26 protein-coding genes are annotated in these 22,242 nt (G+C 40.3%); 1 reads left to right on the top strand and 25 read right to left on the bottom strand.

Translation table 11 applies throughout. The annotated features are described in order from the left end of the window. Positions 1-75: 75 nt before the first annotated feature. The 5 genes from JQ841_RS02515 to pbp2a all read right to left on the bottom strand — a co-directional run bounded on the left by JQ841_RS02515 (position 76) and on the right by pbp2a (position 3,851). Positions 76-555 carry a sigma-70 family RNA polymerase sigma factor gene (locus JQ841_RS02515; protein ID WP_203180023.1) on the bottom strand — a complete coding sequence of 160 codons (480 nt, stop codon included), beginning with the start codon at positions 553-555 and terminating at the stop codon, positions 76-78. A 119-nt stretch (positions 556-674) separates the two neighbouring features. Continuing rightward, positions 675-1,211, bottom strand: a complete 537-nt coding sequence (nusG, locus tag JQ841_RS02510; RefSeq protein ID WP_000376740.1) for a transcription termination/antitermination protein NusG — start codon at positions 1,209-1,211, stop codon at positions 675-677. Positions 1,212-1,264: 53 nt separating this feature from the next. After that, a complete protein-coding gene (gene secE / locus JQ841_RS02505) occupies positions 1,265-1,441 on the bottom strand; it encodes a preprotein translocase subunit SecE (RefSeq protein ID WP_001210990.1) in 177 nt (58 codons plus the stop codon). A 9-nt stretch (positions 1,442-1,450) separates the two neighbouring features. Further along, positions 1,451-1,603 carry a 50S ribosomal protein L33 gene (gene rpmG, locus JQ841_RS02500; protein WP_001809375.1) on the bottom strand — a complete coding sequence of 51 codons (153 nt, stop codon included), beginning with the start codon at positions 1,601-1,603 and terminating at the stop codon, positions 1,451-1,453. Positions 1,604-1,655: 52 nt separating this feature from the next. Continuing rightward, on the bottom strand, positions 1,656-3,851 hold the full coding sequence (pbp2a, locus tag JQ841_RS02495) for a penicillin-binding protein PBP2A (RefSeq protein ID WP_203180022.1): 2,196 nt from the start codon (positions 3,849-3,851) through the stop codon (positions 1,656-1,658). A gap of 86 nt (positions 3,852-3,937) precedes the next feature. Here pbp2a and JQ841_RS02490 point away from each other — a divergent pair, with 86 nt between their 5' ends. Then, on the top strand, positions 3,938-4,813 hold the full coding sequence (locus JQ841_RS02490) for an RluA family pseudouridine synthase (protein ID WP_338015000.1): 876 nt from the start codon (positions 3,938-3,940) through the stop codon (positions 4,811-4,813). Positions 4,814-4,881: 68 nt separating this feature from the next. Here the strand turns inward: JQ841_RS02490 and gap are convergent, their stop codons facing one another. The 20 genes from gap to comGA all read right to left on the bottom strand — a co-directional run bounded on the left by gap (position 4,882) and on the right by comGA (position 22,141). Then, positions 4,882-5,892: a type I glyceraldehyde-3-phosphate dehydrogenase gene (gap, locus tag JQ841_RS02485; RefSeq protein ID WP_033687386.1), complete on the bottom strand. Its 1,011-nt coding sequence runs from the start codon at positions 5,890-5,892 to the stop codon at positions 4,882-4,884. Positions 5,893-6,210: 318 nt separating this feature from the next. Beyond that, a complete protein-coding gene (gene adhE, locus JQ841_RS02480; RefSeq protein ID WP_084950460.1) occupies positions 6,211-8,862 on the bottom strand; it encodes a bifunctional acetaldehyde-CoA/alcohol dehydrogenase in 2,652 nt (883 codons plus the stop codon). Between the two features lie 300 nt (positions 8,863-9,162). Further along, the gene (locus JQ841_RS02475; RefSeq protein WP_203180021.1) at positions 9,163-9,573 is read right to left on the bottom strand and encodes an MORN repeat-containing protein; all 411 of its coding nucleotides are present in this window, start codon (positions 9,571-9,573) and stop codon (positions 9,163-9,165) included. Then, positions 9,560-10,003, bottom strand: a complete 444-nt coding sequence (locus tag JQ841_RS02470; RefSeq protein WP_125447202.1) for a low molecular weight protein-tyrosine-phosphatase — start codon at positions 10,001-10,003, stop codon at positions 9,560-9,562. The genes JQ841_RS02475 and JQ841_RS02470 overlap by 14 nt, the downstream gene beginning before the upstream one ends. Before the next feature lie 46 nt (positions 10,004-10,049). After that, entirely contained in the window at positions 10,050-10,349 is a 300-nt protein-coding gene (gene yajC, locus JQ841_RS02465; protein ID WP_001069289.1) for a preprotein translocase subunit YajC, read from the bottom strand. A 116-nt stretch (positions 10,350-10,465) separates the two neighbouring features. Further along, positions 10,466-12,442, bottom strand: a complete 1,977-nt coding sequence (tkt, locus tag JQ841_RS02460; protein ID WP_203180020.1) for a transketolase — start codon at positions 12,440-12,442, stop codon at positions 10,466-10,468. Positions 12,443-12,557: 115 nt separating this feature from the next. Further along, positions 12,558-13,181: a ribonuclease P gene (locus tag JQ841_RS02455; RefSeq protein ID WP_203180019.1), complete on the bottom strand. Its 624-nt coding sequence runs from the start codon at positions 13,179-13,181 to the stop codon at positions 12,558-12,560. A 50-nt stretch (positions 13,182-13,231) separates the two neighbouring features. Further along, positions 13,232-14,221 carry an RNA-binding cell elongation regulator Jag/EloR gene (jag, locus tag JQ841_RS02450; RefSeq protein WP_203180018.1) on the bottom strand — a complete coding sequence of 330 codons (990 nt, stop codon included), beginning with the start codon at positions 14,219-14,221 and terminating at the stop codon, positions 13,232-13,234. Between the two features lie 17 nt (positions 14,222-14,238). Further along, the gene (locus JQ841_RS02445) at positions 14,239-15,063 is read right to left on the bottom strand and encodes a membrane protein insertase YidC (protein ID WP_203180017.1); all 825 of its coding nucleotides are present in this window, start codon (positions 15,061-15,063) and stop codon (positions 14,239-14,241) included. Further along, positions 15,038-15,409, bottom strand: coding sequence for a ribonuclease P protein component (gene rnpA / locus JQ841_RS02440; protein WP_203180016.1), 372 nt, complete (start codon positions 15,407-15,409; stop codon positions 15,038-15,040). The genes JQ841_RS02445 and rnpA overlap by 26 nt, the downstream gene beginning before the upstream one ends. A gap of 149 nt (positions 15,410-15,558) precedes the next feature. Further along, positions 15,559-16,749, bottom strand: coding sequence for an acetate kinase (locus JQ841_RS02435; protein WP_203180015.1), 1,191 nt, complete (start codon positions 16,747-16,749; stop codon positions 15,559-15,561). A gap of 50 nt (positions 16,750-16,799) precedes the next feature. After that, positions 16,800-17,753, bottom strand: coding sequence for a class I SAM-dependent methyltransferase (locus JQ841_RS02430; protein WP_203180014.1), 954 nt, complete (start codon positions 17,751-17,753; stop codon positions 16,800-16,802). 60 nt (positions 17,754-17,813) lie between these two features. Beyond that, complete coding sequence (locus JQ841_RS02425; RefSeq protein ID WP_020903617.1) at positions 17,814-18,401, bottom strand: class I SAM-dependent methyltransferase; 588 nt, start codon at positions 18,399-18,401, stop codon at positions 17,814-17,816. A gap of 32 nt (positions 18,402-18,433) precedes the next feature. After that, entirely contained in the window at positions 18,434-18,847 is a 414-nt protein-coding gene (comGG, locus tag JQ841_RS02420; RefSeq protein ID WP_031233244.1) for a competence type IV pilus minor pilin ComGG, read from the bottom strand. Beyond that, complete coding sequence (gene comGF / locus JQ841_RS02415; RefSeq protein ID WP_020903618.1) at positions 18,825-19,286, bottom strand: competence type IV pilus minor pilin ComGF; 462 nt, start codon at positions 19,284-19,286, stop codon at positions 18,825-18,827. Before comGF ends, comGG begins: the two co-directional genes overlap by 23 nt. Further along, positions 19,249-19,551, bottom strand: a complete 303-nt coding sequence (comGE, locus tag JQ841_RS02410) for a competence type IV pilus minor pilin ComGE (RefSeq protein ID WP_050492328.1) — start codon at positions 19,549-19,551, stop codon at positions 19,249-19,251. The genes comGF and comGE overlap by 38 nt, the downstream gene beginning before the upstream one ends. Beyond that, a complete protein-coding gene (gene comGD / locus JQ841_RS02405) occupies positions 19,514-19,948 on the bottom strand; it encodes a competence type IV pilus minor pilin ComGD (protein ID WP_049546625.1) in 435 nt (144 codons plus the stop codon). The genes comGE and comGD overlap by 38 nt, the downstream gene beginning before the upstream one ends. Continuing rightward, a complete protein-coding gene (gene comGC, locus JQ841_RS02400) occupies positions 19,911-20,234 on the bottom strand; it encodes a comG operon protein ComGC (RefSeq protein ID WP_024056742.1) in 324 nt (107 codons plus the stop codon). Before comGC ends, comGD begins: the two co-directional genes overlap by 38 nt. 1 nt (position 20,235) lies before the next feature. After that, complete coding sequence (comGB, locus tag JQ841_RS02395; protein WP_203180024.1) at positions 20,236-21,252, bottom strand: competence type IV pilus assembly protein ComGB; 1,017 nt, start codon at positions 21,250-21,252, stop codon at positions 20,236-20,238. Next, positions 21,200-22,141 carry a competence type IV pilus ATPase ComGA gene (gene comGA, locus JQ841_RS02390; RefSeq protein WP_203180013.1) on the bottom strand — a complete coding sequence of 314 codons (942 nt, stop codon included), beginning with the start codon at positions 22,139-22,141 and terminating at the stop codon, positions 21,200-21,202. Before comGA ends, comGB begins: the two co-directional genes overlap by 53 nt. Positions 22,142-22,242 lie beyond the last annotated feature (101 nt).

Genomic DNA, 22,242 nt, shown 5'->3' with positions numbered 1-22,242 from the left:
ACTCTTACTATTATACCGACTTTTCAAACTTTGTCAACTACTTTTTTAAACTTTTTTTATTTTTTGCATGACTTCCTAGTGTGTACGGATATCAAACTCTTTAAACACAATACGTAAGTCATTTAGCACTCTTTGACGCCCTCGGAAGCGTTCATTTCTTAAGACGCGTTCTAGCTCTTCTTGTTGCTCTTTATTTTGTTTGTTTCTATAATCTCTTAGTGTTTCATGAAAGAGATAATAGTCATCTAGCCAGAGACCTCCCTCGCTTATACGATGACTAATCTCACCCACTTCTTCATAAAGCTCTTTATCATATCTACGCTTCTGGCTTTCTTGTTTACGGATATAGTCTAGAATTCGATTTCGAAACTTGGTTTTGAAATATTTTCGTAAGCGTGGGATATCTTCTACTAACTCTTCTTCTCTACTGATCAATTCATGTAAGCAAATCATACCCTCTTGGTCCCAATCAGATAACTCCCATAAATGGAGATGATATTCATTTCTACACTTGTACACAATTCCCTGGACTTCTTTATACAATTCTTTAAACATAACGTTCCCCTTTCTAGATACAGTCTAACAAATCAAGAAGATAATTGGGATATTTCACCTATTCTGTCCCCTACACCGTCTCAACTGCATAAAAAAGAGAGGTCTTGCCTCTCTTGGGGTTATAATTCTGCAATTTGGTTTAGGTTTACTTCTGCAACTGTGTCATTACCAAACATAGAGATAATCATCTTCACTTTATTGTTATCAATCTCTGTAATCTTACCAGTATAGTCTGCAAAAGCACCATCAATGATACGTACAGTTTGACCAACTTCAACATCAATATCAAACTCTTGTACAGTTTGTCCCATAGAAACCAAGATATCACGGATTTCTTGTTCCAATAATGGAGTTGGTTTTGATCTATTTCCGTGAGATCCGACGAATCCTGTAACGTTTGGTGTGTTTCGAACAACAAACCAAGCTTCATCTGTCATCACCATTTCCACAAGAACATAACCTGGAAAGCGATTCTCTTCTACTTCTTTTCTCTTTCCATTTTTTTCAACTTGCACTGTTTGTGTTGGAATTTCAACACGTAAAATATTATCCAACATATTGTAGGTTTGTGCACGTTGTAATAGATTTTCTTTTACCTTATTTTCATAACCAGAATAGGTTTGTAAGACAAACCATCCTTTATCAAAACTATCCATGATACTTCCTTTCATAATAGAAGATTTTTAGCGTGAATAACTCCACAGATCTTCTAAAAAATGTTAATAAATCGAATCAGACCTGAAACAATCAATTTGTCAAAAATATAAATAATCACAACAAAGAAAGCAGTGTATTCCATGATAGAACGAAAATCTCTCCAGCTTTCCTTGCGAGTTGGCCATGTTGTGTCTTTAAGAAGTCTAAAAATATCTCCAATAAAACGCATCGCTCTCTCCTATCTCGTTTCTCTGTGTGTAGTGTACTTACCACAATGTTTACAAAATTTATTTACTTCTAGTCGTGTTGGCTTGGGGTTTCCGCTGATCTTGATTGAATAGTTTCTCGAACCACAAACCGCACAAGCTAGGCTTGCTTTTTTTAGTGCCATAACGCCTCCATCTTATCTATTATAACAAGAAAGCCAGGCTTTGACAAGCATCTTAACGAAATAGATTGACTACCGAATCCCATATCGTTTGAGCCTTTTCCTTAATCTTCGCATCCGAGATAGCACGACTAGCCTCATCTACCAGATTTTGTGCACGACTTCTAATATCAGAAAGGCTATTATCCGCCTGATTTTCTTCATTACGCTGTACTTGATTTCTTGTATTGGCTGGTGCAATTCCATTTTGCTTATAAGCATTTTCAACCGTAAAGGTACTTCCTGGCGTATAAGGTAAAATGGTATTAGCAATGTTTCTAAAGACATGAGCTGCACCGTTTGAAGTAGATCCTGCTAGATAGTGATTTTCATCAGTGGTAGGGAAACCAAGCCAGTGACTAATCACTACATCCGGAGTATAACCAATTACCCACTGGTCACTTGTGTATTCCGGATTGAAAACAGCTTCAGTTGTTCCAGTTTTTCCTGCCATGACATAGTCTGCAGGTGATGAACTAATACCTGTTCCGTTTGTAAATGTTCCCAACATCATACTGGTCATCTTGTCAGCTACAGACTTATCAATCACCCGTTTTTGTGAATTTTTATGGCTCGCAATGACCTGACCACTAGCATTTTCAATTCTACTAATAAAATGAGCTTCCGGCATTAATCCTTCATTTGCAAAGGCAGCATATGCTTGAGCCATTTGAAGAGGGTTGGTTTCAACACCGCTTCCCAAGGCGACACCAAGAACACGATCGACTTTTTCCATGTTGAGTCCGAATTTCTCGCCCGCCTCAAAAGCCTTATCAACGCCCAAATCATTAACAGTGGCAACAGCAGGTAGATTAAGCGATTCTGCCAGGGCTTGATACATAGGAACTTCTGGACTCGTTTTGATCCCTGCATAGTTATCAACCTTATAGCTGTCATACTGCATGGTATGGTTATCCAACTGCTTATTCAAAGCCCAGCCAGCTTCAACTGCAGGCGTATAAACAACTAAAGGCTTAATTGTAGAACCAGGGCTACGTTTTGATTGAGTTGCATAGTTGAAATTCCGGAATCCAGTTTTATCATTGCCAGCAACCTGACCGACAACTCCACGAACTCCACCTGTTTTCGGTTCGAGAGCTACACTTCCTGATTGAGCAAATGTTCCATCCTCTGCCCTCGGAAATAGCGATGTATTTTCATAGACAACCTGCATATTTGCTTGATAGTTTTGGTCCAGCTCTGTATAAATACGGTAGCCATTATTGACAATTTCTTCCTCTGTTAGATTATACTTGGAAACGGCTTCGTTAACCACCGCATCAAAGTAAGAAGGATAGCGGTAATCTGAGATTTTTCCTTCATATTTATCGTGCAATTGCGAAGTCATATCAACTTCTGCAGCTTCGGTTTCTTGATTTTTATCAATATAACCCGCTGCCAGCATATTTTGCAAGACAGTATCACGACGATTAGTAGAATCTTCTACAGATTTCAAGGGGTTATACAGCTCTGGACCCTTTAGCATCCCTGCCAGAGTCGCAGCTTGATCCAGACTCACTTCTGATGCAGAAACTCCAAAGTATTTCTTACTCGCATCTTCTACACCCCACACACCATTTCCAAAATATGCGTTATTAAGGTACATGGTTAAGATCTGATCCTTACTATATTTTTTTGTTAATTCTAAGGCAAGGAAAAATTCTTTTGCTTTTCTCTCGACAGTTTGATCCTGTGACAAATAGGCATTCTTAGCCAGCTGTTGAGTAATAGTAGAACCACCACCTGAACGACCAGCAGTGACAATAGCCAAGAAGAAACGGCCATAGTTAATTCCGTCATTTTTATAGAAAGAACGGTCTTCTGTCGCAATAACGGCATTCTGCAAATTTTTACTGATATCAGTCAGTTCAACATAGGTTCCTTTTTGACCAGATAAGGCACCAGCCTCCTTTTCTTCACGGTCAAAAATAAGAGTTCGAGTTTTCAAGGCATTTTGCAAATCATTGACATTGGTTGACTTGGCTACAGCAAACAAATAGGTTCCAACTAGCAAGCTTGCACTCAGACCTAGTATAAGGACAATCTTTGTTAGATGATAGCGACGCCAGAATTTTCGAATTGGACCCACTTGGGCTAATTTTTTTCTATCACTGCGAGAACGACGCAAGCTAGTAGAATCAGAATCCTCTGATTCACTTGTTTCTTTTTTAAAAAGAGAAAGAAATTTCTCGAATAATTTATCTAATTTCATGCGTTTATTTTATCATCTTCATCATAGGAAGACAAGAATTTAGCTATTTCCTATCCAAATAGGGCTTTTTTTGTTACAATATCTGTATGAAATTCACATTTACATTACCAGACTCTAGACCTCAAATGACGGTAAAGCAATTACTTGAGGAACAACTCCTCATCCCTAGAAAAATCCGGCATTTTTTGAGAATCAAAAAACATATTTTAATTAATCAGCGAGAAGTTCGCTGGAACGAGGGGGTGAAGCCTGGAGATATTTGCCAGTTAACTTTTGACAAGGAAGATTATCCCGAAAAAGAAATCCCTTGGGGCAATCCTAACCTCGTTCAAGAGGTTTATCAAGATCAACACTTGATTATTGTCAACAAACCAGAGGGGATGAAAACGCATGGTAATCAGCCAAACGAAATCGCCCTTCTTAACCATGTCAGTGCCTATGTTGGCCAAACCTGCTATGTCGTTCATCGTCTAGACATGGAAACCAGTGGCTTGGTTCTCTTTGCCAAAAATCCTTTTATCCTGCCTATTCTCAATCGCTTACTGGAGAAAAAAGAGATTTCTAGGGAGTACTGGGCACTAGTTGATGGAAATATCAGTAGCAAAGAGCTTGTTTTCAGGGACAAAATCGGACGTAATCGCCATGACCGCAGAAAACGAATAGTTGATACAAAAAATGGGCAATATGCTGAAACACATGTAAGCAGATTAAAGCAATTACCAAACAAAACTTCCTTGGTTCGTTGCAAACTAAAGACAGGGCGAACACATCAAATTCGTGTGCACCTTTCGCATCATAACTTCCCGATCCTGGGTGACCCTCTCTATAATAGCAAATCAAAGACGAGTCGGCTTATGCTCCACGCCTTTCGTCTGTCCTTTACCCATCCACTTACTTTAGAAAAGTTAAGTTTCACTACCCTTTCCGATACATTTGAAAAAGAATTAAAAAAGAATGGATGATTGTGTCATCCATTTTTTAATATTTAAAAAGCAAGACCAGCGGCCTTGCTTTTTTATCTACTCATGAATTATTTAGCGATTTTTGCGAAGTATTCAAGAGTACGAACAAGTTGTGCAGTGTATGACATTTCGTTGTCGTACCATGATACAACTTTAACCAATTGTTTACCGTCAACGTCAAGAACTTTAGTTTGAGTTGCGTCAAACAATGAACCGTAAGACATACCTACGATATCTGAAGATACGATTGGATCTTCTGTGTAACCGTATGATTCGTTTGAAGCTGCTTTCATAGCTGCGTTCACTTCATCAACAGTAACGTTCTTTTCAAGAACTGCTACCAATTCAGTAACTGATCCAGTTGGAGTTGGAACACGTTGTGCAGATCCGTCAAGTTTACCGTTCAATTCTGGGATTACAAGACCGATAGCTTTTGCAGCACCAGTTGAGTTAGGAACGATGTTTGCAGCACCAGCGCGAGCACGGCGAAGGTCACCACCACGGTGTGGTCCGTCAAGGATCATTTGGTCACCAGTGTAAGCGTGGATAGTAGTCATCAATCCTTCAACAACACCAAAGTTGTCTTGAAGAGCTTTAGCCATTGGAGCCAAGCAGTTTGTAGTACATGAAGCACCTGAGATAACTGTTTCAGTACCGTCAAGAACGTCGTGGTTAGTGTTGAATACAACTGTTTTAACGTCGTTTCCACCAGGAGCAGTGATAACAACTTTTTTAGCTCCACCAGCGTGCAAGTGTTTTTCAGCAGCTGCTTTCTTAGCAAAGAAACCAGTAGCTTCAAGAACGATTTCTACACCGTCGTTAGCCCAGTCGATTTGTTCTGGATCACGTTCAGCAGAAACTTTGATGAATTTACCGTTAACTTCAAATCCACCTTCTTTAACTTCAACAGTACCGTCGAAACGACCTTGAGTTGTGTCGTATTTCAACAAGTGTGCAAGCATAACTGGATCTGTAAGGTCGTTGATACGAGTAACTTCAACACCTTCTACGTTTTGGATACGACGGAAAGCAAGACGACCGATACGTCCGAAACCGTTAATACCAACTTTAACTACCATTAGTGATTTCCTCCTTATGAAAATCATGAAATTTTTATTGTGAAAAGAGTAACTTGAATCACTACAAATCACCTTTCAACAAACCTATTATATAACTATTTAAGTTTAATTGCAAGTACGGGCGTTGTTTTTTATCTATACCCCACTTATTTTTCTTTCTCCTTTGTAAGCCTATACTGCTGTCTTTCTTTGTCTACCTAGTCATTTCCCACTTTCCTTTTCAGATGAAAAGTGAAAATTGAAAAGATAAAAATTATTTTCAATCTTCCAATTTTACAAAAAAGAGACAGGAAATTCCTGCCTCTAGGCTGATAACAATTATTTACGGCGTCCTGGTCTTTCTTTGTAGCCATAGTAAGAATCTTCGATGATTTCTTGCATATGGTCAACCATTGGAAGACGTGGGTTAGCTGGTGAACATTGGTCTTCGTAAGCAAGGAAGGCCAATTCACGAGAATGTTCTTTCCATTCTTTTTCATCAATTCCTTGTGCTTTGAAGTTCATTTGGATACCTACGCGCTCACCAAGTTCGTAGACAGCTTTTGCGTAAGATTCCACACCTTCTTCTGGAGTAGAAGCTGGAAGTCCAAGCATGCGTGCGATATCTTGGTATTTTTCATCTGCACGGTAGTAGTTGTACTTAGGCCATGTTGCTGTCTTAGCTGGACGTGTACCGTTGTAGCGGATGACATATGGAAGCAAGATTGCATTTGTACGACCGTGGATTGTGTGGAATTGCGCACCAATCTTATGAGCCATTGAGTGAGAAATACCTAGGAAGGCATTGGCAAAGGCCATACCAGCGATTGTTGAAGCGTTATGCATTTTCTCACGTGAGTGGAAGTCTGCATTCTTAACTGAACTTTCAAGGTTTTCAAATACAAGCTTGATGGCTTGAAGTGCAAGACCGTCAGTGTAGTCGCTAGCCATTTGTGATACGTAAGCTTCAGTCGCGTGGGTCAATACGTCCATACCAGTGTCCGCAGCAACAAATCCAGGAACTGTTAATACCAAAGCAGGGTCTACGATTGCCACAGTTGGTGTCAATGAGTAGTCAGCGATTGGGTATTTACGGTTGTTTGCTTTATCAGAGATAACGGCAAATGGTGTTACTTCAGATCCTGTACCAGATGTTGTTGGAATCGCGATGAATTTAGTCTTCTTACCAAGCAATGGGAACTTGAAGGCACGTTTACGGATATCCATGAATTTTTGAACAAGGTCACGGAAGTCCACTTCTGGTTGTTCGTAGAAGAGCCACATTACTTTAGCAGCATCCATTGGAGATCCACCACCGAGAGCGATGATTGTATCCGGTTTGAAGGCACGCATAATCTCAGTACCACGTTCAACAGTAGTGATATCTGGATCTGGTTCTACATCAGCAAAGATTTGGTAAACAACCTTATTGCGACGAAGGTCAAGTTGTTCGATGATACGATCAAGGAAACCAAGCTCTACCATGGCATGGTCAGTAACGATCATGACACGTTCAACGTCACGACATTTTTGAAGGTATTGAATTGAATCACGTTCAAAGTATGTTTTTGAAGGAAGTTTCATCCATTGCATGTTATTTCTCCGTCTTCCGACTTTTTTGATATTCAAGAGGTTAATGGCACTAACGTTATCCCCAACTGAGTTACGTCCGTAAGAACCACATCCGAGTGTCAATGATGGCAAGAAGGCATTGTAAACGTCCCCGATACCACCGAAAGTAGAAGGTGAGTTACAGATAACACGAATAGCTTTAACAGCTTTACCAAATTCTTTAGTCAATTCTTCATCAGCTGTGTGGATGGCTGCTGAGTGCCCAAGACCGTTAAATTCAACCATTTGACGAGCTTTGGCAATACCATCTTCACGGCTTTCAGATTTCAAAACTGCGATAACTGGTGACAATTTTTCACGAGTCAATGGCTCATTTTCACCAACTTCTTTACATTCTGCAGCAAGAATGTTTGTTCCTTCTGGAACTGTAAATCCAGCTTGTTCAGCAATCCAAGTTGCTGGCTTACCAACGATGTCAGCGTTCAATTTCGCACCAGCACAGTTTTTGCTGTTTGCTTTCACGCCGAAGCAGAATTCTTCAAGAAGAGCTTTTTCTTTTTTGTTTACAAAGTAAGTGTGGTAAGATTTGAACTCTGCTACAAATTCATCGTAAATTTCTTTATCAATGATAACCGCTTGTTCAGATGCACAGACCATACCATTATCAAATGATTTAGACATAACGATATCGTGTGCTGCTTGACGGATGTTTGCTGATTTTTCAACATAAGCTGGAACGTTTCCGGCACCTACCCCAAGAGCTGGTTTACCACATGAGTATGCGGCTTTAACCATGGCATTACCACCTGTTGCAAGGATTGTCGCAACACCTTCGTGGTTCATAAGGGCACTAGTTGCTTCCATAGATGGTTCAGTGATCCACTGTACGCAGTTTTCAGGAGCTCCTGCTTTAATCGCAGCATCACGAACGATTTGAGCTGCGTGAGCTGATGATTCTTGAGCTGATGGGTGGAAGGCAAAAACGATTGGATTACGTGTCTTCAATGAAATCAATGATTTGAAGATTGCTGTTGATGTTGGGTTTGTTGTTGGAGTGATACCACAGACAACACCAACTGGTTCAGCAATAAGAGTCAAACCTGTTACATCGTCTTCTTCGATAACGCCAACTGTCTTAGTGTGGCGCATGTTGTTTACTACGTGTTCACAAGCAAACAAGTTCTTAGTTGCTTTATCTTCAAATACACCACGTCCTGTTTCTTCAAAGGCATGTAAAGCCAATTCTCCGTGGGCATCCAAAGCTGCCACTGACGCTTTAGCTACGATGTAGTCGACCTGTTCTTGGTCGAGTTTACGCATTTCCTCAAGAGCAACTAAAGCTTTTTGCACCAAGCCATCGACATGCTTTTCAGCAGCGAGTTTCTTTTCTTCTGGTGTCACAGTTTTTTTATCAGCCATATTTTCCTCCATAGCTTTCAAGGATCGATATCCTTTGTTAATTTTTTCACAAGTTTATTATAACGCATTATTTCAACTTTGTAAACAGTTTCATAAACATTTCACAAAGAATTTTTTATTGTTTGTGAAATTTTTCTCATTTTCTTTACTTATCAAGTTTTTTCTTTAGAGTTTGTGAAATTTATTTCAAATATTTTTTTATTTCACAAACTTGCTTGGAAGAGGGACTTGGAAAGAAAAGGATTTGCAAGTAAGCGCTTACTTAAAGATTCTAACAATACCTCCTTTGATAAGGAGGCTTTATTTTTGTTGAAAAACACCTTGTTTAAAAGTTCCTTCATAAACGACTTCTTGTTCTGTTGTTAGTTTCCCTTTTCCTTCAGCCTGACCATTTACAAAATCACCTTCGTAGGTCCAGCCTTCTTTGGATTGAAAGGTACCTTGTCCGTTGAAGGCTCCATTACTGAAACCACCTGTATATTGGTCTCCATTTTGGAAGGTAATGGTACCTTGTCCATTCATTTTACCGCGGACAAGACTGCCGTCATAAACAATCGTTCCATTATCGAGTTTTAGAACACCTTTTCCAGGAATATTTAGAAAAAAGACGAGTACAGCACAAAAAACAATGGCAACTACTGCTAAAAGCTCTAAACGTGGACGAGTCAGATAGACACGATACTTTTCGTAAAAATTCTTAAGATTTTCCATCTTCACTCTCCTTTTCTAAACGTTCTAACCAAGCTTGACAGCCCTCTTGAACACGTCGATAGGTTTCCTCAAAATCTCCTGTATACCAAGGATCTGGAACACTTTCAGATGCAAATGAGTAAATCTTATCTTGACAGTCTACTGGACACATCTGACGTAGGTCAGAAACATTTGAAGCATCCATTCCGATAATATAATCAAAGGCTTCAAAATCTTCCTTACTAATCTGAAGCGATGTCTTGCCTTTTTCATAAGGAATCTCATACTGTTGAAAAATCCCTTGAGTTCCCTTGTGAATCGGATTGCCATGTTCCCAAGAAGAAGTCGCTCGACTTTGGATTTCATAATTATCTGTCATTGATTTCATAACAAACTCAGCCATAGGACTACGGCAAATATTCCCCAGACAGACAAAGACTAGTTTTTTCATCCCATTTCCTTTCTATTATAGAAAAACGGGAGTTAGTAATCCCGTCTTATTTTTCAATTGCACCTTCGAGTGAAGCTGTTTCTTTCAGCGGTAATACTGTCTTGATAGCAGCTAGTTCAAAAGTCAAGTAAACTCCATCTACATCAAGAACAATCGTTCTCTTCTCAGTATCTACTTCATCGACTGTTCCGTAAAGTCCACCGATTGTAATCACTTCATAGCCTTTTTGTAGTTTATTTAAGCTTTCCATACGTTTTTGTGCTTGTTTCTTTTGAGAGCGTTGCATAAAGAACATCAAGCCCAACATCGCTACAAGCATAATTAAAAATGTATAATTTGGATTCATTTTCTTCTCCTTTGTCTTTTACATAGGACTACTATATCAAATTTCAGCTACTTTTACAAGATTGTACCTTGCTTTTCTAACAAGAAAAACCAGAGCTTGCGCCCTGATTTTTAGGATTATTTCAAATTTTGAACGACTTTTACAAGATTTTCGACAGTAAAGCCATATTCTGCCAATACTTTTGGTGCTGGGGCAGAGGCTCCGAAGGTATCAATACCGAGAACGGCACCATCAAGACCAACGTATTTGTACCAGTTTTGAGTTGCACCCATTTCGACTGCAACACGACGGCGAACTGCATTTGGAAGAATTTCTTCCTTGTATGCTGCATCTTGTGCGTCAAAGACATCTGTGGATGGCATGCTGACTACGCGGACTTTTGCGCCTTGACTAGCCAATTCTTTGGCAGCTGAGACAGCAAGATTAACCTCTGAACCTGTTGCAATCAAGATGGTATCAAAGTCAGCTGCATTTTCATAGACAACATAAGCACCTTTTGCAACCTTGTCGAAGTCTGTTCCTTCTTCAACAGTCAAGTTTTGACGTGTCAAGACAAGGGCAGTTGGTGTTTTTTCGCTTGTCACTGCAAGGTACCAAGCTGCTTGCGTTTCACGCGCATCTGCTGGACGGAAAACATTCAGATTTGGCATGGCACGAAGACCTGCTAAATGCTCAACTGGTTCGTGAGTCGGACCGTCTTCCCCAACCGCAATAGAATCGTGGGTAAAGACATAAGTCACAGGAAGTCCTTGTAAGGCTGACAAGCGAACAGCTGCCTTCACATAGTCAGAGAAGACGAAGAAAGTTCCACCGTATACACGAAGTCCACCGTGAAGGGCCATCCCGTTCAAGATAGTTCCCATGGCAAATTCACGAACACCAAACTGAATGTTACGGTTCAAGCGATTGGTATCATCTTGAAGTCCATCAGTCTTGATATAAGTCATGTTTGAGTGAGCTAGGTCAGCTGATCCACCTAAGAAGGTTGGCAATTTAGCAGCTACAACATTCAAGGCATCTTGGCTCGAGTTACGAGTTGCTTGAGAGAAGCCATTTTCTAAGACTGGGAAGTCTGCTGGAGTCACTTCAACTGGATCACGTCCATCGATGATGGCTTCTACTTCTGCTGCTAGTTCTGGATGAGCTTCTTTATAATCTGCAACTAATTTTGTCCAAGCTTGATAAGCTGATACACCACGGTCTGCAACATGTTCTTTGAAATCAGCATATACTTGTTCTGGGATTTCAAATGGTTCGTAGTCCCAACCAAGCGCTTGACGAGTTGCTGCAGTTTCATCTGCTCCAAGAGGAGCACCGTGTACGGCATTAGTTCCTTGTTTGTTTGGAGAACCGTATCCAATAACCGTCTTCACTTCAATCAAAGATGGTTTGCCTGAAGCTTTAGCTGTTTCGATAGCAGCTTGGATTGCTGCCAAGTCTGTTCCATCTTCTACCAAGGCAGTATACCAACCGTAGGCATTGTAACGGTCACGAACACTTTCTGTAAAGGAATCCTTTGTCTCACCATCCAAGTTGATGTCATTTGAATCATAAAGAACAACCAACTTATCTAGTTTTTGCAAACCTGCGTATGAAGCCGCCTCACTTGAGACACCTTCCATCAAGTCTCCGTCTCCACAGATAACGTAAGTATAGTGGTCAAAGATATTGTAGCCTTCGCGGTTATATTTGGCTGCCAAGAAACGTTCTGCTTGCGCAAAACCAGTAGCAGTTGAAATCCCTTGACCTAAAGGACCTGTTGTAGCATCAATTCCTGCTGTATGGCCAAATTCTGGGTGACCTGGTGTTTTTGAACCCCATTGGCGGAAGCTCTTGATCTCATCCATACTAACATCTTCAAAACCAGAAAGGTGAAGAAGGGCATAAAGAAGCATTGAACCATGGCCTGCTGAAAGAATAAAGCGGTCACGGTTAATCCAGTTTGGTTGAGCCGGATTGATACGAAGTTGTTTTGTAAAGAGGCTGTAAGCCATCGGAGCTGCTCCCATAACCACACCTGGGTGACCTGAGTTGGCTTTATTAATGGCGTCAATACCTAGGAAACGAATTGCATTAACAGATAGATTTGACATAGAATTTCCTTTCTATTTGAGGTGATTATTGAATCACACATTCTATTTTACTATTATATGAAAAAATACATAGAATAGCAATTAAACAATTCGACGTAAATAAGTATTCTATTTGCTATCCTCTAGTCGCCTGATAGTAGGGAAGTAAGCGTTCATAAGCATCTTCTAATTTTTCTAAAATCACTTCTAATGATTGAGTTTCTACAAAAGAAACATCTGCTTTAACTAACACTTTTCGGATTTCTTGACCGCCTACCTTCTCGACTAAGACCTGACGATTTTCTTCGCTCGCCTCCCACCGTTGACTTTGACCATCAGAGTAGACTAGATAATAAATCCCTTCAACGGTTGGAATTTCTAAAACTTTGGCTTGCTTGCCTAGAGTTTGGTCATCTTTCTTGCGCTCGATGAAACTGACTTCTAAAGAAATTCCAAAATCAGTAGATGTCCCGTACAAACGTAAGGCCAGCATTGGCTCTGTCATTTGTCCGTCTCTCTGTATATAAACCCAAAAATGTGGTCGTAAACGTTGCGCCTGATTCATCCACTGGCTAGTCTGTTGAAGTTGCCATTCTGGATGACTTATCTGAAATGCTTTAGCCAGTTCTGTAAAGGCTTTTCGAGCCTCTTGACCTTTATGGCGGAATTCCAGCATTTTCTCTCGTTCTTCCCCAGCTTTATCTGGATTACGGTACTGCAAACCTGCAAAGTCTAAATAGTCTCTTATCTTATTCAACATTAATTTAATCTCCTCCAGCTAGCAAAAAATCAGGATAACCCTGATTTTACTTATTCTGTATCTACGACAACATAACGATTTGGCTCATCACCTTCAGAGTAACTGGTCACGCCATCCATACGTGAAATAATACGATGAATAATCTTGCGTTCGCTATTTGACATTGGATCTGTCTGATGACTGCGTCCTTCTTCTAAAACACGAGTCGCCAATTTTTGCGCATAGGTCTGCAAGACTTCTGCACGGTGTTCAACATAATCATTGACATTAATAGTAATGTAGAAGGTTCTTGAATAGCGGTTGTAAAGATAATTTTGAGCCAATAGTTGCAAGGCCTTCAAGACTTTACCATGGTAGCCGATAATACGACCTGGTTCGTTAGTATCAATTTGCAAATTGATGCTACGACGGTTATAGTCATTTGAAAGTGTAGCTTCAACATCCATGTCATCAATAATTGTTTGAACATAAGTCGTTACTTCCGTAGCTACTTGTTCAATATCAAAGCTCGGTTCAACTTTTAAGCCCAAGTCTTCTAGTTCTTGACTTTCAGTTTGCTCAGCTTGGTTTTCAATAATAGGAGTTTCTACTTCTTCTTCGAGAGCAGTTTCTTCAAGTTGTAATTCATTTAAAATCTCAATGTGACCAGTTTCTTCTAAGATAGTGCTGGCATGTCTTTCATGTTTTAAGATTTCAGCCTTGACTTCATCAGAAATACCTTGGCCTTCTTCCTCAATCTTTTTAATTGCCTCTACAACATGACCCAAATCAACAGTTGCTTCACTGACTGTTTTGACCGGTTCATTTTGTTCATTAATTTCTTTGGGAACACCCTTGACAGCCTGCTGATTAGCTTTAATGACCGTTGTTTCACTAATAGCTTCAATATCAACTTGAGCTGGTTTTTTACCAAACAAACCAAGAAATCCATTTTTTTCACGAGAAATGACTTTGATATGAGCCTTCAGTCTTGGGATATCTAATTCTTTCAATCCTTTCTGGATTGCTTCTTCAACAGTTGAACCTGTAAATACTACCATTACCAGATTCCTCCTTATTATTTCGTTTTCTGAGCCTTTTTCTTGGCTTTTCTTTTTCTATTTTCCAAATCTTTTTGTGCCTGTACTACGGCCTCGCGCTCTGCAATAATCTTGAATGGATTGTTCAAGAAATAGGTTTGCAAGACTTGATAGGCATTGGACACTGCCCAGTAGAGAGCGACTCCGCTCGGAGCATAAACCCCAAAGATAAAGATTAAGACTGGAATCCCATACATCATCGCAGTCGTAGCTCCATTTCGCTCAGACAAGGCTTTATTAGACAGCCAAGTACTTAAAAAGGTAAATACTGCTGCTAAAATCGGAAGAACAAGTGTTGTATCCACACCACCAAGGTTAATCCATAAGAAATGACCTGTCTTCAAAAAGTCAACTCTTGATAGAGCTTGGAACAAGGCCAAGATAAGTGGCATCTGAATCAAAATCGGCCAAAGAGAATCCGACTGTCTGACACCCATTTCTTTAAAGACTTTACGCATTTCCTGCTCTAATTTGGTTCTGCTTTCCATATCGCGACCTGGATATTGTTCTCGAAGCGCCTTAATGCGTGGTTGAGCTTCCTGCATTTTTCTAGACGCTACCATTTGCACTTGAAAGACTGGCAAGAGCACTGTACGAATCAAGATTGTAAAGAGAATAATCCCCACTCCGATACTGATATCAAAAGATAAAAAGCGAATGACTTCTGCAAAGAAGTAAACCAATTTACTCCAAAAATCAGCCGAATCGGCTGTGATATCGCTAGTTGTCCCATTTGTTGCACAGGCTGTCATGATAAATAGAGACAGTCCTAGCAAACTAGTCAACTGTAGTTTCTTTTTCACTCCCATTTCCTTCCTGGTAAATCTTTGATAATTTTAATACGTGGAGTAGATTTTTCTCCATCTCTGCGTATCCCAAGGTTTCAACCCCTTTTCGAGCAATGACAACAAAATCAACATTTTCTTCCAGACTCCCTTTTATATTCTGGATAATATGTCGGATTCGTCGCTTGATTTGATTTCTAGTAACCGCATTCCCCAGCTTTTTGCTAACTGATAGGCCTACTCGAAAATGGTTTTTCTGGTTTTCTAACTGGTAGACAACAAATTTGCGATTGGCAAAACTTGTTCCCTCCTTGAAAATCGCCTTAAAATCTTTCTCTCTTTTTACACGAAAGTTTTTCTTCAAAACTCAACTCCATCTATTAAATTACTACTATTATACCATATTTTTCAAAAAAGCCAATCATAGCAAGGTTTTGGACAATTTCATCAGAAAAAGAAGCTGGAAAAATCACTTTTCCAACTCCTTGTACGGAATATTTTTTCTGATTTTTGTTATTTTTTCAAGCGTTCAACGTCACGGGCAATGACTAATTCTTCATCTGTTGGAATAACCAAGACACGGATTTTAGCTGCCTCTGTTGAAATGTCTCCTGTCACACCAAAGACGTTCTTTTCATCATCAACATCACAACCAAACCAAGAAATTCCTGAGATAACATCCTTACGTACAGCAGCTGCATTTTCTCCGATACCTGCTGTGAAGATAATGGCATCTGCTCCATTTAGGACTGCAAGATATTGACCGATATGTTTTTGGATACGATCAACATACATTTCATAGGCCAAAGTGGCATCGTGGTCCCCTTCTTCCATAGCAGCAATTACATCACGCATATCACTAGATTTACCTGAAACACCCATAAGCCCTGATTCACGGTTAAGGACGCGACTAATGTCTTCAGGCGTGTTAAAGTCCTCTGTATATTGCATTAGGTAAGGAATGATAGCTGGGTCAATATCCCCTGTACGAGTTCCCATCATCACACCACCAAGTGGAGTGAAGCCCATTGAAGTATCGACAGATTGACCACCCTTAACAGCTGTAATAGATGCACCATTACCAATGTGGCAAGTAATCAATTTCAAGTCTTCTAATGGACGTCCCAAGAGTTTTGCAGCTTCTCCTGCTACAAACTGGTGACTTGTACCGTGGGCACCATATTTACGAACCTTGTTTTCTGTGTAATATTTTGTTGGTAGAGGGTAGCGATAAGCTTTCTCTGGCATAGTTGTGTGGAATGAAGTATCAAAAACAACTACACTGGTAATGTCTGGCAACAATTCCTTGAAGGCACGAACACCTGCTGCATTGGCTGGATTATGGAGAGGAGCCAACAAGCTCAACTCTTCAACTTTTTCTAAAACATCTCCCTCAACGACTGTTGATTCTTTGAAATATTCTCCACCGGCAACAACACGGTGTCCAACACCTGTAATCTCATCATAAGCCTTGATAATATCGAAACGAATCAAGTCATCCAATAAGATTTTAACAGCTTGTGTGTGATTTTCGATATCCAAAATTTGTTGTTCAGAACGGCCATCAAATTTTACAGTTGAAATCGAATCTTTCAAACCGATACGTTCAATCAAGCCTTTCGCCAATACTTTTTCTTCTGGCATTAAGTATAATTGCCATTTTAAACTTGAACTTCCTGCATTGATTGCAATTGTTTTTGTCATAACATGATACCCCTTTTTAAGCGTTTTCATCTATTATAACAAAATCTATTTTATATTTCAGTACCTTGAGTCCATTTTTGAAAATTTTCTTTAAATTTCATTAAAACACTTGCATCTTGCAAGCTAGCAAGCGGATAAACAAAAGGCTCTACTGCTGTTTCACTTTTCTTCTGTAAGATAAAAATCGTCTTGGATTGTTTAGCACTGGCAAAAAGATTTTCAGGCAGACTGATCATGGCAACCAGACTCGCTTCCTCTTTCAACCACCCTTTCAACAAATCACTCTGAGGACTGGTCAACAAATCACTCGGAGAGAGAAAAATAGCGTATCCATCTGACTTGAGATACTTAAGGCCTTGTTCCATGAGCAAGTGATGGGCGTAAGTATGTTCTTGGCTAGAAGCAACTTGATGACGCGACGCAACAGCGTCATCAGGATAATAGCCGACAGGCAAGTCGCTGATGACCACATCGCTTTCTTTGAGCATTTGTGGACGAACGGCATCTCCTTGGACAAAGCCAGCCTGCAAACCAATCACATCTGCCATGCTTGCTGCCAAATCAATCAGCAAATCATCCACTTCCATTCCCAAATAATCCACCTTTTTATCAAGCGAGGTCAAGAAAGTAGCACCCAGAATTCCCATCCCAGAACCCATTTCGAGGATCGTAATCTCCTCCTCTTTAAACAACTCTTCCACAATAAACACCAAAAGTAAAGCAATGGCATCTGGTGTAAACTGGTGATTGGCCTGTAGGGGCTCTGTCTGCCCAGCCTTCATCAAGAGAAACTGGTAGGTCTTGAGCCATTCTTCTTTGCGAAGCGCTAAGCGTTTAAGGGCTTGATTGTTCTCGTTGACCTGTTTTAGCTCCGTCTCACCATCCAGATAGATGCTGTTTTGCTCCACCAAGGCGTCATAAAAGTTGGTCGCCAAATCACTTTGAATGACTTGGACATTCTCTAGTAAATACGTATAAGCTTGTTCAATTTTTTCAAAATCCATATTCCTATCTTATCAAATTTCCCTTCTTTTTTCCATCCTTATAGAAAAATCACTCCCTGACTAGGCGAGTGATTTTTGGGCTACTGTTAAAAAGAGTTCTGAGTAATTTCCTTGAAACAGGTCTTCAGCGCTATAGAGGATCTGACTATGTACAGATGAAAAACCAAACTGGGCTAGCCTGTTTTCCAGTTCAACCAATTCAAATCCATGATGGTTAGCCTCTGTCTTGGTAAAATCAGCAAGTAGGAGTTGTCCATCTTCCTTCAAATGTTGATGAAACAGTGAGAGAGCCGCATCCAAATCAGGCATATGATGAAGAACACGACAAACAACAATGAGATCAAACTCTTGCTCTAAGGGATTTTTCAGTAAATCTTGTTCCAAAAACTGGATATTCTTGATGTCTTGCTGCTCCGCTTTCAAACGAGCTTGTTCCAGCATTTTCTCCGAAATATCCACCAATGTTACAGACTTAGCTTGCTTGGCTAGGGGCAAGGTTAACAGACCCGTCCCTCCACCGAAATCCAAAATTTCTTTGTCTAATAGAAGATCAATCTGTTTCTCGACTGCTTGACAAACCAAGTTTGCAAGGAAGATATTTTTAGGGGAATCAAAAGTTTCTGCTTTGTGGTTAAAATCATGTTTCATATTTTTAGTTTAGCACAAAGTAGCTTGATTGGCTAGGAATTCTCTTTCTTTTCAGCCTTCTCTTCTGATTTTTTCTTCTCTGCTTGATTACTTGAATCAGTCACTACCTTTTCCTTTTTATCTATTTTCTCTTCTTTGATTTTGACTGAAGGAAAGATGAACTCATATTGACTCTTAGGCGTACGAACCGTCGTCACCAAGCTTGTTTTCTTGTTTTGATAGCTTACCTGACCTAGATTAAAGACCTGTTCCCCACTTTCTTGCTCAACCTTATCTTTGGTTCGCTTAGCCATGGCAAAAGCAATCAGCTTTTCTTTATTCAAAGCATAGTCTTGATAGTGGGCGACTTGTCTGTTCAAGTAAAATTGTAACAAAAGACTAAAGATGGCTGCCATAGTGACTGCATAGAGGAGAACACCTGCCTTAACTTTTTTCTTTTTCCACACGATAGATGAACTCCCTTTCTAAGCCTTTTTGGAACTGGAAATGAAAGCGCACCAGTTGGTTGTCCTCTGTAATCTGAGCTGATTTGAGTCCATAAATCATAGGCTGATATCCTCGTCCACTGGCATCAGTTTTTCGAAAATCATCCGATTTTGACTTACCTATCGCAATTTCCTTGCCATCCTGCTTCATATAGAGGCGATTGCCCTCCACTTTTTCGAATTGCGAACGGTCTAATTCTGCCTCCAGCTGGTCCACAAACAAGAGCCACTCCTTTTGCTCGCTTTGTTGCTGGTAGCGAACTTCTGAAATGAGGAGCTGACTCATGGCTTGAAAGAGGAGTAAACTTCCACTGATGACAATGAGAGCAATCAGTGATTCCAACAAGGTGAAAGCATTGACCTTATGGCTCTTTGATAGCCAACAACTGTTCTGAACCATGATAAACCTCCAATCCCTTTTCACTAGAAAACACCTGAATCTCCACTCCGTTTATGTTTACCTGATTTTGACCTGTCTGCAAGGCCATCTTAGCTACCCTCAAAACTTCTTCCTTTTGCAAGATTCTTGCTTCTTCCTGCCTATTTTTCTGAATTTGTCCCAAAAGGAGGGTTGCAATGCTAGCAAAGATAGCTAAAGCAACTACTGCTTCCAGTAAAATCACTGCCCTAATTTTTTGTTTCCTTAATGCGTTTAATTTTTCCATTTCCTAGATATAACTGATAGCGAATCGTTCCTTTACTGGTCTGAAATTCAACCTTAGCCAGGGACGAATTTCCCCCAGCTCGGTCAAATGTAATACTTTGTCCTGATGGTGCCTGAATTCCTTTAGGAACTGTCAACTTTTGACTGTCATTACTGATTGTGTGCCCATCTAAGTTTAGACTAGTCTTTTGCTGACTAGCTACACTGCGTTTTTGAGTTTCCCGATAGAGTTCTTCAAACTCCATAAAGAAAATCTGCTCCTCTACCGCCGCAAAAGTGGACTGGACAGAGCCGGATAAGCCCAAGGCAAGGATACTCACAAGTCCCAAAACCAAGAGGCTTTCCAGCATGGTAAATGCCTTAATCTGCAACGGTTTGACTGGTATTTTGTTTAGCATGGTATTCTTTATAAGCTTTAGCCTGTTCTTCTGTGATTCGCCCATCTGCTTGTAACTTACTTAGGCTAGCATCTTCATTTTTATCCAAACTATAAAGCTCTGCCTGGCTTTCTACCACCTTAACAACAGCAGCTTTCCCTTTGTCGTTGACTGCTTCTTTTTGCTTGGTCAGATTAGGTACAAAGAGCAGGAGAAGCACGCTGATGATGAGCAAGACCACCAACATTTCCACAAGTGTGAAAGCCTTCACTTTCGCTTTTTTCAAGAATGTCATGAGTTTTTTCATTTTAAAAATTTACCTCCATATTTTGATACATGGGCATGAGCATTGCCGCATAAAGTAAAACGATAATCAGAGCCACAAAGATAAAGACCAATGGCTGCACCAGATTCATGGTACGATTGACTCGGGTAAAAAAGGTTTCCCAAGTTTTTTCAGCATAGATTTCCAACTCACTCCCCAGCTTGGACTTGACTTCCCCATACTCGATGATAAGACTCAACTCCTTTTTAAAGAAAGGATAGGTTGCTATTGTTTGAGAAAATTCCCGACCATTTTGTAGGGCTTGAGCCAAATCTCGACCGATTTCTTTAAAGAGTTGGGAACCTTGTTCCTGCATGATCTGAAAAATCTGCATCAGCTCCATCCCCTGCGAAATCATATTCCCCCATTCACGCGCATAATAAGCTGTCAAATAGGTTTGCACAAAGATTCCAAGAAAGGGAAGGCGTGCTAAGATAGAAAAGACCCGCATCTTAGAACTTCTTTTATAAAAAGTTAGTGCTAAAAGGACACCTACTGAAACAAACCCTACCATGCCTAGAAAAATTTGTGGCAGATTACCGATAATTTGAGTGGCAATATTGCTACTATCCAGTTGTGGTAGTAGGTAGTTGCGTAGTCCCAGCATAATTAAGAGAAGAAAACCCAGCAAAATCAAGGGATAGGTCGCTACTTCAATTAGTTTTTTCTTGACCTTGGCAAGATTGTCTAGATACTCTTCTATCTTTCCCAAACTCAGGTGGAGATTTCCATGGACTTCCGCTAGGGATAACTGAGTGACAATGGCACTTGAAAATCCCAAACTTTCCATCATTTCTGAGAATGATTTCCCCTGAGACAAGCCCGTGCGCATCTGGGTCACACACTGCTTGTCCAATAATGCACTCCTATCTAAAAAGGAGATGGTCTCCACCAGATGAAAACCACTGGAAAAGAGATTGTTAAACAAGGTAATGATATTTTTTTGCTTAGCTGTAGCTAATTTTTTCCATTTCAGCCTGAAGACTTGTGATATGTCCATCTTCAAGAAGCTGGTCAATCTGCTCATTCCAGCTAGTTGGCTGGTGTTCTTGATAGTCTTTGTTTGCAAAGTCAACGATTCCTCCTCCCCCGATTAATCTCTGATAGCAGACTCCCTGTAGAACGACTGCTAATTCCTCCTCACTCACACCCAACTCCAGCAAGCGCTCATAAACACCTCTGATACTCTTGGCATGAATGGTTGAAAAGACTGTCGCCCCTGTCAAACTGGCTCTGACCACTGCACGCGCCGTTTCGCTGTCTCGAATTTCTCCGATAATCAGGAGGTCTGGTCGATGACGTAGGGAAAGTTTGATGAGATTTTCATACGTCAACCCGATTGTTTCGTTCAACTGCAACTGGAGCATGTCGTCCTGCTTGATTTCTACAGGATCTTCGATGGACATAACTTGTTGCCCCTTAAAAAGGGACTTAGCTAATTCATGCATCAAGGTTGTCTTGCCACTTCCGACTGGACCAGCAAAAAGATAAAGTCCCCGTTGTCTGTACTGCTTGCCTAATTCTTCAATATCCTGAAACCAAAAATGCAAGTCCTGCTTCTCATCATGCAACAAACGAATAACTAAACTCTCATACCCTCGATAATCGCCTACGGTAGATAAACGTAGGGACGCCATCTTCTGGTCATAGGCATAATCGCAGGAACCAAGTTGACTACGTCGCTTTTCTCCAACATTCATACCAGCTACAAACTTAAAGTGACTGATAACGGCCGCAAACTTTTCAAAATCATAACAACCGATTTTACAGCGCTCGTCTCCGACCCTCATATGAAGCTCATAAGCGTCTAGCTTAGGGACAAAATAAATATCCTGCGCCCCTTTTTTCCGGGCCGAGCGAATGATTTCTTGTGCAATTTCTTGAACCATACTTACCTCCTCACCTATACTATTCGCAAAGATTTGGAAAAATAAAAAAAGCAACTCCAAAAATGTACTGCACCCCAAAAGTTAGACAGAAAAAATCTAAC

Origin of the sequence: Streptococcus mitis (genome assembly GCF_905187535.1) — a bacterium.
GTDB lineage: Bacteria > Bacillota > Bacilli > Lactobacillales > Streptococcaceae > Streptococcus > Streptococcus mitis_BS.
Note: the sequence above shows the minus strand (reverse complement) of the source record. Positions and strands in the feature narration are given on the sequence as shown.